At 34.2% G+C, this 18,065-nt stretch carries 11 protein-coding genes and 1 tRNA gene; 4 read left to right on the plus strand and 8 right to left on the minus strand.

Going from position 1 to position 18,065, the window contains the following annotated elements; genetic code table 11:
- Positions 1 to 46: 46 nt before the first annotated feature.
- From infB to rimP, 3 genes are all read right to left on the minus strand, one after another.
- Positions 47 to 2,944, minus strand: a complete 2,898-nt coding sequence (infB, locus tag DR980_RS04355; protein ID WP_113634038.1) for a translation initiation factor IF-2 — start codon at positions 2,942 to 2,944, stop codon at positions 47 to 49.
- Positions 2,945 to 3,056: 112 nt separating this feature from the next.
- The gene (gene nusA / locus DR980_RS04360; RefSeq protein ID WP_113634039.1) at positions 3,057 to 4,310 is read right to left on the minus strand and encodes a transcription termination factor NusA; all 1,254 of its coding nucleotides are present in this window, start codon (positions 4,308 to 4,310) and stop codon (positions 3,057 to 3,059) included.
- A gap of 13 nt (positions 4,311 to 4,323) precedes the next feature.
- Positions 4,324 to 4,788, minus strand: coding sequence for a ribosome assembly cofactor RimP (rimP, locus tag DR980_RS04365; RefSeq protein WP_113634218.1), 465 nt, complete (start codon positions 4,786 to 4,788; stop codon positions 4,324 to 4,326).
- Positions 4,789 to 4,965: 177 nt separating this feature from the next.
- Between rimP and DR980_RS04370 the strand changes: the two genes are divergently transcribed.
- Complete coding sequence (locus DR980_RS04370; protein WP_113634040.1) at positions 4,966 to 5,790, plus strand: universal stress protein; 825 nt, start codon at positions 4,966 to 4,968, stop codon at positions 5,788 to 5,790.
- A gap of 136 nt (positions 5,791 to 5,926) precedes the next feature.
- Here DR980_RS04370 and DR980_RS04375 read toward each other — a convergent pair.
- Positions 5,927 to 5,997: transfer RNA gene (locus DR980_RS04375), tRNA-Gln, on the minus strand.
- 256 nt (positions 5,998 to 6,253) lie between these two features.
- Between DR980_RS04375 and DR980_RS04380 the strand changes: the two genes are divergently transcribed.
- Together DR980_RS04380 and DR980_RS04385 are read left to right on the plus strand one after the other, a co-directional pair.
- Positions 6,254 to 9,535, plus strand: coding sequence for a glycosyltransferase family 117 protein (locus DR980_RS04380; protein WP_113634041.1), 3,282 nt, complete (start codon positions 6,254 to 6,256; stop codon positions 9,533 to 9,535).
- Between the two features lie 73 nt (positions 9,536 to 9,608).
- Positions 9,609 to 10,250: a polysaccharide deacetylase family protein gene (locus DR980_RS04385; protein WP_113634042.1), complete on the plus strand. Its 642-nt coding sequence runs from the start codon at positions 9,609 to 9,611 to the stop codon at positions 10,248 to 10,250.
- Positions 10,251 to 10,265: 15 nt separating this feature from the next.
- On the opposite strand, the gene DR980_RS04390 is transcribed toward DR980_RS04385, so the two are convergent.
- The 3 genes from DR980_RS04390 to DR980_RS04400 form a co-directional block, all read right to left on the minus strand.
- Positions 10,266 to 10,562, minus strand: coding sequence for a thioredoxin family protein (locus tag DR980_RS04390; protein ID WP_113634043.1), 297 nt, complete (start codon positions 10,560 to 10,562; stop codon positions 10,266 to 10,268).
- Between the two features lie 73 nt (positions 10,563 to 10,635).
- Positions 10,636 to 11,871, minus strand: coding sequence for a metallophosphoesterase (locus DR980_RS04395; RefSeq protein ID WP_113634044.1), 1,236 nt, complete (start codon positions 11,869 to 11,871; stop codon positions 10,636 to 10,638).
- Positions 11,872 to 12,052: 181 nt separating this feature from the next.
- A complete protein-coding gene (locus tag DR980_RS04400) occupies positions 12,053 to 13,546 on the minus strand; it encodes a hypothetical protein (RefSeq protein WP_244199256.1) in 1,494 nt (497 codons plus the stop codon).
- Positions 13,547 to 13,913: 367 nt separating this feature from the next.
- On the opposite strand from DR980_RS04400, the gene polA reads away from it, so the two are divergent.
- Complete coding sequence (gene polA, locus DR980_RS04405) at positions 13,914 to 16,757, plus strand: DNA polymerase I (RefSeq protein ID WP_113634045.1); 2,844 nt, start codon at positions 13,914 to 13,916, stop codon at positions 16,755 to 16,757.
- A gap of 81 nt (positions 16,758 to 16,838) precedes the next feature.
- Here polA and DR980_RS04410 read toward each other — a convergent pair whose 3' ends face one another.
- Entirely contained in the window at positions 16,839 to 17,861 is a 1,023-nt protein-coding gene (locus DR980_RS04410) for a LacI family DNA-binding transcriptional regulator (protein ID WP_113634046.1), read from the minus strand.
- Positions 17,862 to 18,065: the final 204 nt, after the last annotated feature.

The following is an 18,065-nucleotide window of genomic DNA, read 5'->3' on the forward strand; positions in this document are numbered from 1 at the left end:
AAAAAATCCCGAGAAAATCGGGATTTTTTTTATAAAATATTGAATTCTATTTCAATTTCTTTTTGATTGCTACCTCATGGTACGATTCGATAACATCTCTTTCTTCAATGTCATTGTATCCTTTCACTTGAATACCACAATCGTATCCTTTAGCTACTTCTTTCACATCATCTTTGAAACGTTTTAACGCTAACAATTCCCCTGTAAAGACAACCACACCATCTCTAATAATTCTCATTTTAGCATTTCTGACAATTTTACCATCCATTACCATACAACCTGCGATTGAACCTACTTTAGAGATTTTGAATATCTCTCTGATCTCAGCAGTACCCAGAATTTCTTCTTTCATTTCCGGAGCTAACATTCCTTCCATTGCATCTTTCAAGTCGTCGATAGCGGCATAAATGATAGAGTAGTAACGGATATCGATTTCCTCTTTGTCTGCTAATTGTCTTGCATTTCCAGCAGGACGAACATTAAATCCAATGATAATTGCATCAGAAGCAGAAGCCAACATTACGTCAGTTTCAGTAATTGCTCCAACACCTTTGTGGATAATATTAATTTGAATTTCTTCAGTAGATAATTTAGAGAACGAATCAGACAATGCTTCAACAGATCCATCAACATCTCCCTTAAGGATAATGTTCAATTCTTTAAATTGACCCAATGCAATTCTACGTCCAATTTCATCCAATGTAATATGACGTTGTGTACGTACGGATTGTTCACGCATCAATTGAGAACGTTTAGAAGCAATTTGTTTCGCTTCTTTTTCGTCTTCGAAAATGTTGAATTTATCACCCGCAGTTGCTGCTCCGTCAAGACCAAGAACTGAAACCGGAGTCGAAGGACCCGCAACAGTTACAATGTTCCCTCTTTCATCATGCATGGCTTTAATTTTACCATGATGCTTACCAGCCAACATATAATCTCCAATTTTCAACGTTCCGTTTTGAACTAATATAGTAGAAACATATCCTTTTCCTTTGTCAAGGAAAGCCTCAACAACAGTTCCAGAAGCCGCTTTATTTGGATTAGCTTTCAAATCTAAAAGCTCCGCTTCTAACAATACTTTTTCTAATAATTCTTTCACTCCTGTTCCTACTTTCGCAGAAATATCATGTGATTGAATTTTTCCACCCCAATCTTCAACAAGTAAATTCATACCCGCTAATCTTTCTTTTACTTTTTCAGGATTAGCATTTGGCTTATCAATTTTATTGATAGCAAATATGATAGGAACTCCAGCTGCTTGCGCATGGCTGATTGCTTCTTTGGTTTGCGGCATGATGTCATCATCAGCAGCAATCACAATAATAGCAATATCAGTAACTTGAGCACCACGCGCACGCATCGCAGTAAACGCTTCGTGACCCGGCGTATCTAAGAATGCAATTTTTTGTCCGTTATCCAAAGTTACTCCGTAGGCACCAATATGCTGTGTAATTCCTCCAGACTCTCCTGCGATTACGTTTTCTTTACGTATGTAATCCAGTAAAGATGTTTTACCGTGATCGACGTGACCCATTACGGTTACAATTGGCGCTCTAAAAACTAAATCTTCTTCTCTGTCTTCAACAACCTGAATTGCTTCTTCGATGTCAACAGTAATAAATTCAACTTCATAACCAAATTCATCAGCAACGATAGTCAACGTTTCCGCATCGAGACGTTGGTTCATGGTAACCATGATTCCAAGTGACATACACGTACCAATAACTTTAGTAATTGGCACATCCATCATGATTGCAATTTCACCAACTGTTACAAATTCAGTAACCTTAATAGTCTTACTTCCTTCGTCAATAGCTCTTTGCTCATCATCAGATTTCTGACGGTGCGTATCTCTTTTATCTCTTCTATATTTAGCCGCTTTAGATTTACCACCTTTACCTTGTAGTTTCTCTAAAGTCTCTCTAATTTGATTTTTAACTTCCTCTTCTGTAGGCTCAACTTTTGCTACAATTGCAGGTCTATTTCCTTTTACGAATCCAGGTCTTGAACTTCTGTTAGCGTTGAAACCTCCGCCACCTACATTAGGTGTAATCTTGTTAGGATTTGGCGCACCAGGAACTCCAGGTGTTGCAGGCGGTCTAGGAGCGCCCGGTTTAGGAGCAATCCTTTTACGCTTGTTTTTATTTGCATTGGCTGCAGCTGAACCTGGAGCACCCGGTTTGTTCGGAGTGATTTTTGGTTCTTCTTTTTTCTTTTTCGGTTTGTTGAATTGAGACAAATCAATTATTTGACCTGTCAAAGTAGTTCCCGAAAGTTTTTGATATTGCGTCGTGATGGTTTCATCAACAGGCGCTTCATCAGCTTTAACAACTTCTACTTTTTCAACTACTTTTGGTTCAGCAGGAACTTCTTTCGGAGCCTCTGCTTTAACCTCTTTTATCCCAACAACAGGTTTTACCTCTTTCTTGTCTGAAACAACTTTTTCTTCTAAAGGTTTTTCTGGTGACGGTTTTTCTGTTGAAACTTCTTTTTGAACCGCTTTTACTTCAGGTACTTTAGCAACTGGAGGCTCCACTTTTTCAACAGCTTTCACAGGAGGAACAATGGAAGGTTTTTTTGGATTAAGATCAATCTTACCCACTTGAACAGGTCCTGCTATAACCGCTCTCGCTTTTATAACTTCTTGCTGCTTAAGACGCTCTTCCTCTATTTTACGTTTATCTTCGATTTCTTTCTCTCGTTCTAAACGCAATGCCTCTTTTTCTTTTCTTTTCTCTTCTCCTACTTCTTTCGAAGCTTCTTTATTCCCTTTGTCACCTGCAAACTGACCGCACAAGACATTGTATATATCATCAGAAATTTTTGCGTTTGGATTTGCTTCAATAGCAATCCCCTTATCTTTTAGATAATCCACAGCTCTTTCTAAAGAAATATTCAATTCCCTTAAAACTTTGTTTATTCTAATAATTCTCTCTTCAGACATAAAACCTTTTTATTATTACCTTTTTTGTTATTCCTCACTTTACTCCCAACTCGATACCTACCGAGCAAGAATTAATTGTAAAGTGGCATGTTTATCGTTGAAGACGTATTGACTAACTGTCAAATTCTTCTTTCAATATTCTCATTACATCTAGAATCGTTTCCTCTTCTAGGTCTGTTCTTCTTACTAAATCTTCTACATCTTGTTTCAAGATACTTTTTGCTGTATCCAAACCAATTTTTGCAAACTCTTCGATAACCCAGTCTTCAATTTCATCTGAAAACTCAGTTAATTCAACATCATCCTCATCAGCAGTAGATCCAGGAATCTCACCTTCACGTTGTACATCTAATTCATAGCCTGTCAATAAACCCGCTAATTTAATGTTGTGCCCACCACGGCCAATTGCTTTTGAAACTTCCTCAACTTTCATAAAAATATCTGCTCTTTTAGTCTCTTCATTGATTTTAATAGAAGACACTTTTGCAGGACTTAAAGCTCTTGTGATAAACAACTGTATGTTACTTGTATAATTGATAACATCAATATTTTCGTTTCCTAATTCACGAACAATTCCATGAATACGAGACCCTTTCATACCTACACAAGCTCCTACAGGATCAATTCTGTCGTCATAAGAATCTACAGCTACTTTTGCTTTTTCACCTGGAATTCTCACCACTTTTTTAACCATGATTAAACCGTCAAAAACTTCAGGAATTTCTTGTTCAAATAATTTCTCTAAAAACTTCTCAGAAGTTCTAGACATAATGATTTGAGGCTTATTTCCTTTTAATTCAACGCTTTCTATAATTCCTCTAACGTTATCTCCTTTACGGAAAAAGTCAGAAGGTATTTGTTTTTCTTTAGGCAAGATGATTTCATTTCCTTCATCATCAACCAAAATCACCACTCTTGGACGCACATGGTGCACTTCAGCAGTATAGATATCACCTATTAAATCTTTAAATTGTTTGTAAAGATTCGTATTATCATGTTCATGAATTTTAGAAATCAAATTCTGACGTAAAGCTAAAATTGCTCTTCTTCCTAAATCAATTAATTTTACTTCTTCGGAAACTTCTTCACCAATTTCAAAATCAGGCTCTATTTTTCTAGCTTCGGTCAACGTAATTTCAAGATGATCAAAATCTAAATCTTCATCCGCAACGATCACTCTTCTTTGCCATATCTCCATATCTCCCTTATCAGGATTTATAATGATATCGAAATTATCATCTGAACCGTATTTTTTTTTCAATGCATTTCTAAATACATCTTCCAAAATTGCCATAAGCGTTACACGATCAATAAGTTTATCATCTTTAAACTCTGAGAATGAATCGATTAATGCTAAATTTTCCATGCGAATTCTTTAATTAAAATGTTACTGTAACAATTGCTTCTTTTATATCTGCGTAAGGTAGTTTAAGTTCCTTTTGAACTGTTTCTTTCCCTTTTCCTATCTTTTTAGGCTCTCTTGCTTTCCAAGACAAAATTACAAAATCATCATTAGCATCCACTAATTCTGCTTCAATTATTTCTGCCCCAGTCTTCACAATCAATGTTCTTCCTATATTTTTCTTGTATTGTCTTACTAATTTCAATGCCGAACCAACTCCTACTGACGCTACTTCAAGAGAATAATCTTGCTCCTCACGATCCAACTCATTATCTATAAATCGGCTTACATCAATACAATCTTGAAGCGCTACACCATTATCCCCGTCTAAAGTTACAATAACCTTGAAAGCATCAGTGATAACTAGGTCTATCAAAAAAATTGATGGCTTTTCTAAAAGGCATTCTACCAACAACGTATTTACTTTTTCTTTAAATGTCATATTTTTTATAAAAAGAGGGGACATTTAGTCCCCTCATTATCTAGATTTTAATAAATAACCGTGCAAAGATAGTCTTTTTTTTTATAATTTAAAATATTCAGTTGCTGTTAAAATATTTCTTATCTTTATTAGTGCATTAAAACAACAGTTCTTACCATAATTTAACACTTTCTAATTATGAAACGCATTTTAGTTCCAACCGATTTTTCCGAACATGCTGAAAATGCTCTAAAAGCAGCAGCCATAATTGCAAAAAAAAATAAATGCGAAATATTCTTGCTCCATTTATTAGAACTGCCCAACCAGATGAATGATGCAATGACCAGCGGAGGCAGTATCCCCGAAGTAATGTTATTCATTAAAAAAGCGAATGAAAAGCTCCAAAAAATCAAAGAACAGCCCTATCTGAATGGAATTTCCGTAAATGCTTCGGTTCAATTCGAAAGAGCTTTTAACGGGATTTTATCCTTTAACAAAAAGAACAAAATTGATTTAATAATCATGGGATCGCATGGAACTTCAGGCATCGAAGAAGTTCTTATAGGCTCAAATACCGAAAAAGTGGTGCGCCTCTCTGACATACCAGTTTTAGTAATAAAAAAAGATGTTGGCGAATTAAATTTCAAGAATATTGTCTTCGCATCTGATTTTTCAAAAGAAATTAGAAAACCGTTTAAAAAAATGGTGGAATTCGTTGAGATTTTTGATGCAAATCTATTTTTAGTCATGATTTGCACTCCAAATAGTTTCAAGACTACGCTTAATGCCGAAAAAACAATGAAGGATTTTATTGAAAACTATGATATTAAAAACTACTCCTTACATATTTTTAATGATACCAATATCGAAAACGGCATCACCAATTTCTCAAAAACAATTGACGCTGATTTAATTGGACTTTGCACCCATGGCAGAACTGGATTAGCTCATTTCTTTAACGGAAGCATCAGCGAAGACTTAGTGAATCACACCACAAAACCTGTTATCACGTTCAAAATTTAATGAATTCCTGAATTTGACTTTATTAAAAAGCAATCGCAATAATTATATTCACTTGCAAACTCAAACAACACTAAGTCAACAAAACCTTTTTTTAATTATAGGCATAAAAAAACCCCTCAAATTGAGGGGTTTTACGTTGGTCTACAAGGACTCGAACCTTGAAAGACTGCACCAAAAACAGTTGTGTTACCATTACACCATAGACCAGCACAATTACTAAACTAATATTCTTGCTTAGCGAGTGCAAATTTATACTATTTTTTAGTTTGCACAAACTTTTTTATCAATTTTATCAAAAAAATTTTCTCTAAAATTGAATTTAATTTCAAAAACAAACGAAAAAGATTCATAGTCAGAACGTTATTGAATTGTATTACTTTTCCAGAAAATATTGTTAATGCTATTAAGTTTAAACAAAAAAAACATTTTCTTTGTAACTTACAATTAAATTAAATTTTAGTACATGGATAAAGCAGCATTCAATTTTAATAAATGGAATACAATTATTGGTTGGCTTACATTTGGAATCGCATTATTAACCTACACTTTGACTGTTGAGCCTACTATGAGTTTCTGGGATTGTGGAGAATATATTGCCACAGCAGCAAAATTAGAAGTTGGTCATCCGCCGGGAGCTCCATTATACCAAATGATTGGTGCTTTTTTCGCCATGTTTGCGGCAGATGAAACAAAAATTGCCTTGATGGTGAATATGATGTCTGTATTTTCAAGTGCATTTACTATACTTTTCCTTTTTTGGTCATCATCAATGGTCTTGAAAAAATTAGTTTCCCGATTTTCAGAACCCAATAAAAATAATGAGATTGTAATATTAGGAAGTTCATTTGTAGGTGCTTTAGCATATACTTTCTCTGATAGTTTTTGGTATAATGCAGTTGAAGCCGAAGTTTACGCTATGGCCTCCTTGTTTATTGCTTTATTATTTTGGCTGGGATTACGCTGGGAACAGGACATGAATAAACCAAGAGGAAACAAATGGTTATTAATTATTTCGCTTGTTGTTGGTCTTTCGTTTGGAGTTCACTTCATGGCTTTGTTAACCATTCCTGCAATTGGTTTCTTGTACTTTTTCAAAAACTACAAAACTGTTACCATCAAAAGCTTTCTGCTTGCGAATGTAATCGTAATCGCTATTTTACTTTTTATATTCAAATTACTCCTTCCTATGACTATGGGATTCTTTGGTAAAACCGAAGTATTTATGGTGAATAGCTTAGGATTACCGTTTGACTCCGGAACTATATTTGTTACTGTTTTGCTGGCAGCTTTGTTTTATTTTGGCTTAAAATACACCAATAACAAAGGCTTGGCGACTTACAACACTTTAATTTTATGTGTTCTTTTTATCCTAATCGGATTTTCTACTTGGACCATGCTGCCTATACGTGCTAACGCCAATACCGTAATTAATGAAAATAAACCTTCTGATGCGCGTGAAGTTTTAGCCTACTACAACAGAGAACAATACGGTGTAAATCCATTGTTTTATGGACCTCAATACACAGAAGCTTTTTCAGGCCTTGATGAAGATAATCCTTATCTGGACAAAGCACCTAATTACGAAAGAGATTACAAAACAGGTAAATATGTTATTGTAAATAATTTCAAAAATGCGGAGCAAAATACGGATGACAATCACAAAACTATTTTACCAAGAATGTGGAGTGGCGATCATATTGAAAATTATATGAATTTCACGAATCCGCCAGAGTTTAGGTTAAATCCTAATTACCCTTACGAAGACGATCTTGCGAAGTACGGAATTGACCCGAGTCAGCTAAGCGAGGAAGATTACAATAAAGCAATTGCACAACTGAAAAATGAAACTGAAAAAATCATAAATGAGTTCAGACAAGCTTATGCTCAAAATCAAATTGACAATGAAGGTTACGTAAAGTTTCTAAAAAGTTATGGTGATTATTTATTGGTCGAAAAACCTTCAACTGCTGACAATCTAGGTTTTATGGTTGAATACCAATTTGGTTATATGTACTGGAGGTATTTAATGTGGAATTTTGTTGGCCGTCAAAATGACGTTCAAGGGAGATACGATTATCTGGACGGAAACTGGCTCAGCGGAATATCCTTTATAGACGAACTGCATTTAGGAAGTCAAGACAACCTACCTTCTGATGTGGCTAATAATAAAGGTCGAAATGTATATTTCTTTTTACCATTTATTCTTGGTTTAATTGGTTTAATGTATCATGCCAATAAGGATTTAAAAAGTTTCTACGTATTACTCGCTTTATTCCTTTTTACGGGAATAGCATTGAAAATATATTTAAACGAAAGACCTTTCGAACCTAGAGAAAGAGATTATGCCTTAGTCGGCTCTTTTTATGTATTCGCTATCTGGATTGGTTTTGGAGTTTATGCATTATATGAAAGCGTACAAAAATATCTTGCTCCAAAAATTGCCGGACCAATAATCATTGCAGCTAGTTTACTGGCAGCTCCGGTTCTTATGGCAGCTCAAAACTGGGACGATCACGATCGCTCAGGGAAATATACTGCTGTAGCAATGGCTAAAGCATATCTTACTTCTTGTGATCCTAATGCTATTTTATTTACCATTGGTGATAACGATACTTTCCCGCTTTGGTACGCCCAAGAAATTGAAAAAGTACGAACGGATATCAAAATCGTGAATACTAGTTTATTCATGACGGATTGGTATATCGACCAAATGAAAACGAAAACATACGAATCTGACCCATTACCTATTTCGTTTATTCATGATGAATATGTGGGCGATAAATTGGATTATGTGGCTCACATTCCAAAAGTTGAAACCCGTTGGGAAATAAAAGATTTTATTGATTTTATTAAAAATCCAAAATCAACGGTTGAAATGCAAAATGGTCAAACCATTCATTTTTATCCTACGAATAAAATCAGAATTCCTGTTGACAGAAATACCATTATTCAAAACAAAGTTGTTTCGGCTAAATACAATGATTCTATAGTTCCTTACATTGATTTGGAAATCAAAGGAAATGCATTGTACAAAAACAGATTAATGATGTTGGATATTGTTGCCAATAATAACTGGAAACGACCTATTTATTTCAGTGGAGGCGCATTTGATAATGAAGATTATATCTGGATGAAAGAATACCTTCAACTGGAAGGAATGGTTTATAAATTAGTACCTGTTAGAACTATTATCCCTAAAGATGGAGGTCTATTGGAAATGGGACAAATAGACTCTGATAAAATGTACGCTAAAGTAATGAAATGGGATTGGGGAAACAGCGAAAGCACTACAATATATCATGATCCTGAAACCAGAAGAAATAGCATAACGTACCGAACGAATCTTTCCAGATTAATGAATCAATTGATTGTTGAAGGCAAGAAAGACAAGGCAAAAAACATTATCGATTTAGCGATGACAAAAATGCCTTTGGAATATTTTGGTTATTATTCATTAGTAGAACCTTTTGCTGACGGTTATTATAAAATTGGTGACAAAGTAAAAGCGCAACAATTAATAAATAAATTGGTAAATAAATATCAAGAAAACCTCAACTATTATGGCAATCTTAAATCATCAGAGCAAAGCAGCATTGCAATTCCTATCATTACTGATATTGAGCGCTACAGAAGCCTTTTACAAGTCATGAAAGAAAATGCAGATGCTGATTTTTATAATAAACATAAAATCACTTTCAACACATACATTAAGATGTTTGAACGTTTTGGACGAGAAAAAGAGTAATCTTGAATAGCAATTAGAAAAGGTAGCGACGTTGAAAAATGTCGCTATTTTTTTTTACTTTTAAAACTAAAAAATGAAATTCTACTGGATTAAAACGAATTGGTTTATAAAAAAAATATTCTCAAATTTCACTTGGGATGTCTCCAATGCTGGGAATACGGTCTATCTTACTTTTGATGACGGTCCTATTCCTGAAGTGACTGAATGGGTCTTGGCAGAACTAAAAAAACACGGGTTTAAAGCTACTTTTTTTAGTATTGGAGAAAATATTACTAAGCATCCGAAAATATTCAAAAAAGTAATCAGCGAAGGGCATTCCATAGGAAATCACACTTATAATCATCTAAATGGCTGGAACACTTCTACTGAAGATTATATTGAAAACGTAGCAAGATGCGAAGAAGCGATTAGCAAAAACATAAATCTAAATCTAAAATCTAAACTATTTCGTCCGCCTTACGGCAAAATAAAAACTGCTCAATCTAAAGCGATACAAAAATTGGGTTATAAAATAATTATGTGGGACGTGCTAAGCGCTGATTTTGATACCACAATATCTAGAAAACAATGTTTAGATAATGTGTTGTCAAATGTAAAACCGGGAAGTATCATTGTTTTTCACGACAGCGTAAAAGCATTCAAAAATCTTGAATACGTGCTGCCAAAAACACTGGCTTTTTTAAAAGAAAAAAAAATTAATTGTGACGTTTTGTAACTCCAAAAAACAATTTTACAATTGTTCCTGAACGATTCCAATAAGTGTGTTGGCATCTAATTCTCCAGATTGTCTCCAGATCATTTGACCTTGTTTGTAAATCATCAATGTAGGCAAACCTTTAATTCGCAAGGCTTCAGCTAATTCTTGATTTTTGTCTACATCAATTTTTATCACCTTTGCTTTATCGCCAAGAGCAGCAGCCACATCTCTGATAACAGGATGCATTGAAACGGAAGATTCGTTCCATTCTGTGTAAAAATCAATTAGCACAGGTACTTTAGTATTTATAAGTTCTCCAAATTTTGACATAAAACCAAAAATTTAATTTTTAAAATTCACTAAAAAGAGATATTTATTTTACAAATGTAGCATTTTAAACGAATTATGCCACATTAACACCTTTTTTTAGTTCAATGACTGTTATTTCCGGCATAATACCTACTCTGCCCGGATAAGCATGAAAACCAAATCCTCTATTGACATATACGTACCTACCCAAGTTTTCATATAATCCAGCCCATTGTTTGTAAACATATTGAGCCAAACTCCATTTGAAATAACCCGGAATTTCGATTCCAAATTGCATTCCATGTGTGTGCCCCGAAAGTGTTAGGTGATAATGTTTCTCATCATGCTGCACCACATGTTCCCAGTGCGATGGATCATGACTCATCAAAATCTTGAAATCTTCTTTCTTTAGAGGTCCGGCTGCTTTATTCAAATCTCCAGCTTGTTTGAAGTTATGCCCCCAGTTTTCGACACCAACTAATGCTATTTTCGCATCTCCTTTTTCGATAAATGTATGTTCATTCAACAATAAATTAAACCCAATTTCTCCGTATAAACTTTTTATAGCTTTGAAATTATCCTCTTTTGCAGCTTCTGATGGCCAGGTTACATATTCGCCATAATCGTGATTCCCCAAAACAGAATATTTTCCATATTCGTGCTTTTTAATTCTATTGAACGTTTCTATCCAAGGATGCATTTCCTTGGCATCCGTATTTACAATATCGCCGGTAAACAAAATCAAATCTGAGTTTTGCTCATTCACTAAATCAATCGCGTAATTAATTTTTTCGGGATTATCAAAACTGCCACTGTGAACATCTGATATTTGAGTGATAGTAAAACCATCAAAAGCTTCCGGTAAATCTGGAAAAAAAATACGTTGTTTGATTACTTTGTAATTGTATTTCCCAACGGTCACACCATAAATTAAAGATAAAAAAGGAACTGCCGCTAATCCTAATCCTATCTGGCTGATAAATTTTCTCCTGGAATTAAGGAAATCCGTGCTTTTGTCATAATCAATAAAATAATTTACTGTTCCAGCACCCAATCTAAAAATGTCTTCGCCCATCAGGACAAGGGTCAAAATTAATTTTGGAACGTAAACAATAAGCAGTAAACCCATGATTACCATCATGTGTTGGGTTTGACCAACGCTTCGGTCAAATTGCATTATCGAATAAACAATATATACTAAGACTATGATGCTGATGAGCTGAATAGAAAACAAAATTGGCTTTGATTTTATCAAGGTTTTTAATAACTGAAAAGTATAAAGCTCAATAATAAGAAGTAAGAGACACAAGAATACGATACGAAAGATCATTTTAATCAAATTTTAGACAAAATAACAAAAGAATTAACCAAAGTGTTTTTTTATTAGTTAAAATTTAACGGTTGATTAAAGCCTAAGAAAGCACACGAACTTTGAAAATATAACCCATAAATAAAAACCGCATTATTTTAATAACTAAATAATGCGGTTTTTGATAAATTTTAGATTGATGTTATTTTACAACTAAAGTCATATTAGGAGTAATAATACTATCACTGGAATTTGTTGATGTATATCGCTGTGCAAAAACCTCAATATAATCAGAATTTGATAATTCTACTAATGCATTTAATGGTAATACTACAATATCATTTGCAGCTGCGCCTCGTCCATAAATCTTATACTGTGTAATAGCTGCTCCATTTTTAGAAATATAAATTATATAGGTACCTATTGCTGGAACTTGAAAAGAAATAGAACCTGTAACTTGAAAAAACCTTTTCTTTTTGCCTAAATATATCAGTTTATTGTTAACTCCTCCGGTAGAAAATCTGAATAAATTTGATGAGGATGAAACACCAGAAACCTTTACAATAGATGTTGGATTTGATCCGGAAAAACCTGTAGAAGCACCAGAGCCTACCGCATAATCTACTGAAAACTCACCTACAGCATTAGCATCAGTTTCATTAGGTAATCCTGCACAGCGAACACTCCAACTGTTATTAAAATTATAGCCTGTATAACTTCCAGAAGTGTATCCATTTACATATTTTCCTGTAGACACTGTTCCAGTAAAAACAACAGTCTCCATTACTGCATCTCCAGATATTGTTGGATTAGAAGATACATCAAAGCCAATACTTGTTCCTGTAACCTCACTAAAACCTCCTTGTTTTTGCACTAATCCAAATGTACCTTGCAATTTTTCATAAGTACCAGAATTATTACTAAACCATGCTGCGTTACTAATCAATAATTTACTGATAGAATCATAAACAATTCCCGCAGTATTACCAACATATTGAACTATGCTGACAAAAACTAATCCAAAACCTGTTATTGTTCCTACATTAGATGACCCAGCAATTATGGCATCTCTAATAATTAAATTTTCGGTTGATGCTCCGCTAAAGTTAAAAACTTTTCCTCCTCCTGTAACCTGTATGGTAACATTTCTTATACTCCCTCCTGTTGCGCCATCAAACAGATTACCCGATGTTCTTACTAACTTATCTTCATTTGCGTCCTGACCTGAAACATAAGCATTATTCAAATCAATGGGCAAATCAAAAGTTATGGTTCCATTTATTTCATAATAGGTGTTAACATCTAAAACATATTTTGAATTACTTCCCGCAGCCTTCTCCGCAGCCAAAACTGTCGCCAAAACATCTGTAGATCTTATACGTTTAAATTTTAGTCTGCCGGTAGTTCCGCTATTAATCACATTCCATGAAGTAACCGAGGAATTGTAATGATAAAAAGATTTTAAATCTGTATCATAAACCATTAATCCATCAGCTGGAGACGCAATTGCTACACGTTGAGCCGTTGTCATTCTGGGCGTCAACATCCCTTGTGTTGTAGAGGACAACTCTAAAACAGAACTTGCATGTGGAGTTATGGTCCCAATACCAACTTGGGCAGACATATTTGTTGTCATCGTTATCAAAAATAACAAACAGGCTTGTAATACCTTTTTAGCAAAGTAATGTTTTTTCATAACACACAAATTAAATAATTAAACACTTGAACGATAAATCAACCTTTAAACTGATGGTCAAAATTAGATGTGCTATCGATTAAATACTAATTTAATCGATTAAATACATGTTTTTAAATTTAATATATTTATAATCTTACAATTTTAGTCGTAATAAAATTAAGCTATATACTATTTGTAATTATTTTCTTGTCTTAAAAAAAAGAGAGCACAAGTACGATAAGACAACCAAGGCATTAAGAAATCAATCTTAAATATTATTTTTTTAAAATGGAAAACAAAGGCCCTTTTCGAAGAAATTATACAATCCTACACTCCTTTATCTGACAAGTTTTGTACTTTTGAAAACTTTACAAAATCTCAATTCATGTCACAACAAAAACGCCTTTTCCTACTAGATGCTTACGCTTTAATCTTTCGTGGTTATTATGCCTTCATAAAAAATCCAAGAATCAACTCAAAAGGAATGGACACATCGGCCATTATGGGTTTCATGAACTCATTAATGGATGTAATCAAAAGAGAAAAACCTGATCATTTGGCCGTTGCTTTTGACAATGGTGGAAGCCAACTGAGAAACGACATATTTCCTGAGTATAAAGCGCATCGCGACGCCACTCCCGAAGCGATCAAAATTGCTATTCCTTATATCCAAGATTTACTAAAGGCCATGCATATTCCTATCATAGAAGTAAAAGGCTATGAAGCTGATGATTTAATTGGGACTATTGCAAAACAAGCGGAAAAACAAAACTATAAAGTCTTTATGGTTACGCCGGATAAGGATTTTGCACAACTGGTTTCTGAAAATATTTTCATGTATAAACCCGCCAGAATGGGAAATGGAATCGAAATTTGGGGAATTCCAGAGGTTTTGGCAAAATTTGAAATCGAACGACCAGACCAAGTAATTGATTTCCTTGGAATGATGGGCGATACAGCGGATAATATTCCAGGACTTCCCGGCGTAGGAGAAGTAACGGCCAAGAAACTGTTGAAAGAATTTGGAACTATGGAAAACCTTTTAGCCAACACCGACAAGCTGAAAGGAAAAATGAAAGAGAACATTGAAGCGAATAAGGAAAAAGGATTATTATCTAAAACTTTAGCAACCATTTTGCTGGATTGTCCTGTGATTTTTGATGAAACCGATTATGAATTATCAACTCCAGATGTCGAAAAAACAGATGCACTATTCAATGAATTAGAGTTCCGTAGAATGGCGGAACAATTTGACGCTATATTCAAAAAAGGCGGAAGTTCAAACACCAACAGCAGTCCGGTTGACGAAACTAAACTATATAAAAAACCACAACCAAAAAACGAAGAACAGTTCGATCTTTTTGGAAGTGCAATTCAAGACGATTCATCTGATGAGACACGTCATCAATTTTATAATAATTTAGAAAATACAGCTCATTCATACCAGATAATTCAAGGGGATTTAGGAATGAAATTGCTGTTGCAAAATTTACAAAAACAATCATCGGTGTGTTTTGATACAGAAACAACCGGACTTGATGCTTTGCATGCTGAGTTGGTGGGAATTTCGTTTTCTTTCGAAAAAGGAAAAGGATTCTATGTTCCGTTTCCAGAAAATCAACAGGAAGCACAGACTTTAATCGAAAAATTCATTCCTTTTTTCGAAAATGAAAACATTGAGAAAATTGGTCAGAATTTAAAATATGATTTAAAGATTCTTTCAAATTACAATGTTACCGTGAAAGGAAAATTATTCGATACGATGATTGCCCATTATCTGATCAATCCGGATATGCGTCATAATATGGATATTTTATCGGAAACATATTTAAAATATTCGCCTCAATCCATTGAAACGTTAATTGGTAAAAAAGGAAAAAACCAAAAATCAATGCGTGATGTTGAATTAGAAGAAATAAAAGAATATGCCGTTGAAGATGCCGATGTTACCTTGCAACTCAAGGAAATATTCACTTTAGAATTAGATAAAACTGGAACTAAGAAACTTTTTGAGGAAATCGAAATTCCATTAGTAAAAGTTCTGGCTGATATGGAAAAAGAAGGAATTCGTGTTGATGTAGATTTCTTAAAATCACTGTCGGAAACATTAGGCGATGATATCAAAATATTAGAAGCAAATATATTTGAAACTGCCGGCGAGAAATTCAACCTGGCTTCACCGAAACAATTGGGTGACGTTTTATTCGACAAATTAAAAATTGGAGGAGTGAAACAAAAGAAAACCAAAACCGGTCAATATGCAACTGGAGAGGAAATCTTAAGTTATTTAGCCGCCGAAAACCCAATTGTAAAAGACATTCTGGACTGGAGACAATTAGTGAAATTACAAAATACTTATGTCGAGGCTTTACCAAACCAAGTAGACAAAATCACAAACCGAATTCATACCGATTATATGCAAACCGTAGCTGCAACAGGTCGTTTAAGTTCGAATAATCCCAACCTACAAAACATTCCGATTCGTACCGAACGTGGAAGACAGATTAGAAAAGCATTCGTTGCCCGAGATGAAAACTATACTTTGGTTTCTGCGGATTATTCTCAAATAGAGTTGCGTGTAATTGCTGCATTAAGCGGAGAAGAAAACATGATTAAGGCATTCCAAAATCATGAAGACATTCACAAATCTACCGCTTCAAAAGTCTTTAATGTTCCGCTTGAAGAAGTGACTCGCGAGCAACGAAGTCATGCCAAAACGGTAAATTTCGGAATTATATATGGGGTTTCGGCTTTTGGATTAAGCAATCAAACTAACTTATCCCGCAAAGAGAGCGCTGATTTGATTGAGGCGTATTATCAAACCTATCCAAGATTAAAATCTTATATTCAGGAACAAATAGATTTTGCCAGAGAGAACGGTTATGTGCAAACAATTCTTGGGCGTCGTCGTTATTTGAAAGATATTAATTCGCAAAACGCCATTGTTCGTGGTGGTGCAGAACGAAATGCGGTAAACGCGCCAATACAAGGAAGTGCTGCCGATATCATCAAAATTGCAATGATTAACATTCATGAAAAACTCACGTCTGAAAACTGGAAAAGTAAAATGTTGTTACAGGTTCACGATGAGCTTGTGTTTGACGTACATAATGATGAACTCGAAAAAATAAAACCAATGATTAAACACGAAATGGAACATGCTTTCAAGTTAGATGTTCCTTTAGATGTTGATTTAGGTGCTGGAAAAGATTGGCTGGAAGCGCATTAAAATTAATTTTTACTCAAAAAAAATCTCTAATCATTCAAAAACGATTAGAGATTTTTTTTTGTTATTCTATTAAATGAGTTGCTACAATTTTCTTGTCGACTCTCTTTCTTTCAATTTTGTCTTTATTACAACCGTTTCATAAGGAACATGTTCCTCTTTAGATTCTAATCTATCAATGAGTAATTTAGCCGCCACTTCTCCTATTTCTATTCCATGCTGACTTACCGTAGTTAAACTAGGAGACAATCTGCGGGAAGCAAGAATTCCGTCAGCAAAACCTATAATTGAAATGTCTTCCGGAACTTTAAATCCTTTTTTGAGTGCGATACGCAAAGCCGCAACAGAGTCATTTTCTTCTAAAGCAAAAATTCCGTCTATTTTGTTTTCAAAAACTTTCTCGATTTTATCTTTTAAATCATCTTCTGAATCCGTTCTTAAAATGATATCATTATTTACCGAAATATTATTATTTTCTAAAGCTTTCAAATATCCTTCGGCTCTTAATTTCCCTACACTCAAATTATCAATAGACGACAATAAAGCGATATTCTTGCATCCCAAATCAATTAAATGTTGGGTCGAATTTAAAGCGGAGTCAAAATCATCTACAATTACTTTATCACAATCAACGCCGTCTGCAATTCGATCAAACATAACAATGGGAGTTCCATCATTAATGATTGCTGAAAAATGCTCATAATCCTGATTTTTTTGCGCTTCTTCAGAAACGGAAACAATAAATCCATCAATGGTTCCATTGCTTAACATTTCCAGCGTATGAGCTTCTTTTTCTGCTGATTCGTTAGAGATACACATAATAACATTGTATCCTTTTTCATCAGCGATTTTCTCAATACCACTAAATACTTTTGCAAAAAAGGAATTCAGAATATTTGGAATAATAACGCCAATCGTTTTGGTTTTTCTATTTTTAAGGTTAAGACCAATTACATTAGGCTTGTAGTTTTTAAGCTTTGCATACTCTTTAATTTTAACCTTTGTCTGCTCACTAATCTCCGGACTATCGTTCAACGCTTTAGAAACTGTAGAAACAGAAACATTCAGTTCTTTAGCGATTTGTTTTAAAGTTGCTTTAGCTTTCATATGGAGATATTTGAAGTAATTTTAATAATAAAAAAAGTAACAAGATATGAATAATTAGAATATTACCCACTTAAATGACAAAAATAGCCAATAAAATGTAAAATTTACTGCTGTAAATTAGAAATATACAATAAAATTAAATCAAAATGACAGCACATTGGATTCAACTCAGGCAGAAGTGAGAAACACAAATTCAATCTTAGA

It is taken from the genome of Flavobacterium psychrolimnae (genome assembly GCF_003312425.1).
Lineage (GTDB): Bacteria > Bacteroidota > Bacteroidia > Flavobacteriales > Flavobacteriaceae > Flavobacterium > Flavobacterium psychrolimnae.

What these genes read in the sequence shown, in the direction of transcription:
- DR980_RS04390 (WP_113634043.1), bottom strand. Translation starts at nt 10,562, where the DNA reads ATGTCAAAATTTGGAGAACTTATAAATACTAAAGTACCTGTGCTAATT.
- DR980_RS04410 (WP_113634046.1), bottom strand. Translation starts at nt 17,861, where the DNA reads ATGAAAGCTAAAGCAACTTTAAAACAAATCGCTAAAGAACTGAATGTT.
- DR980_RS04380 (WP_113634041.1), top strand. Translation starts at nt 6,254, where the DNA reads ATGGATAAAGCAGCATTCAATTTTAATAAATGGAATACAATTATTGGT.
- DR980_RS04385 (WP_113634042.1), top strand. Translation starts at nt 9,609, where the DNA reads ATGAAATTCTACTGGATTAAAACGAATTGGTTTATAAAAAAAATATTC.
- nusA (WP_113634039.1), bottom strand. Translation starts at nt 4,310, where the DNA reads ATGGAAAATTTAGCATTAATCGATTCATTCTCAGAGTTTAAAGATGAT.
- polA (WP_113634045.1), top strand. Translation starts at nt 13,914, where the DNA reads ATGTCACAACAAAAACGCCTTTTCCTACTAGATGCTTACGCTTTAATC.
- DR980_RS04395 (WP_113634044.1), bottom strand. Translation starts at nt 11,871, where the DNA reads ATGATCTTTCGTATCGTATTCTTGTGTCTCTTACTTCTTATTATTGAG.
- DR980_RS04400 (WP_244199256.1), bottom strand. Translation starts at nt 13,546, where the DNA reads ATGAAAAAACATTACTTTGCTAAAAAGGTATTACAAGCCTGTTTGTTA.
- rimP (WP_113634218.1), bottom strand. Translation starts at nt 4,788, where the DNA reads ATGACATTTAAAGAAAAAGTAAATACGTTGTTGGTAGAATGCCTTTTA.
- DR980_RS04370 (WP_113634040.1), top strand. Translation starts at nt 4,966, where the DNA reads ATGAAACGCATTTTAGTTCCAACCGATTTTTCCGAACATGCTGAAAAT.
- infB (WP_113634038.1), bottom strand. Translation starts at nt 2,944, where the DNA reads ATGTCTGAAGAGAGAATTATTAGAATAAACAAAGTTTTAAGGGAATTG.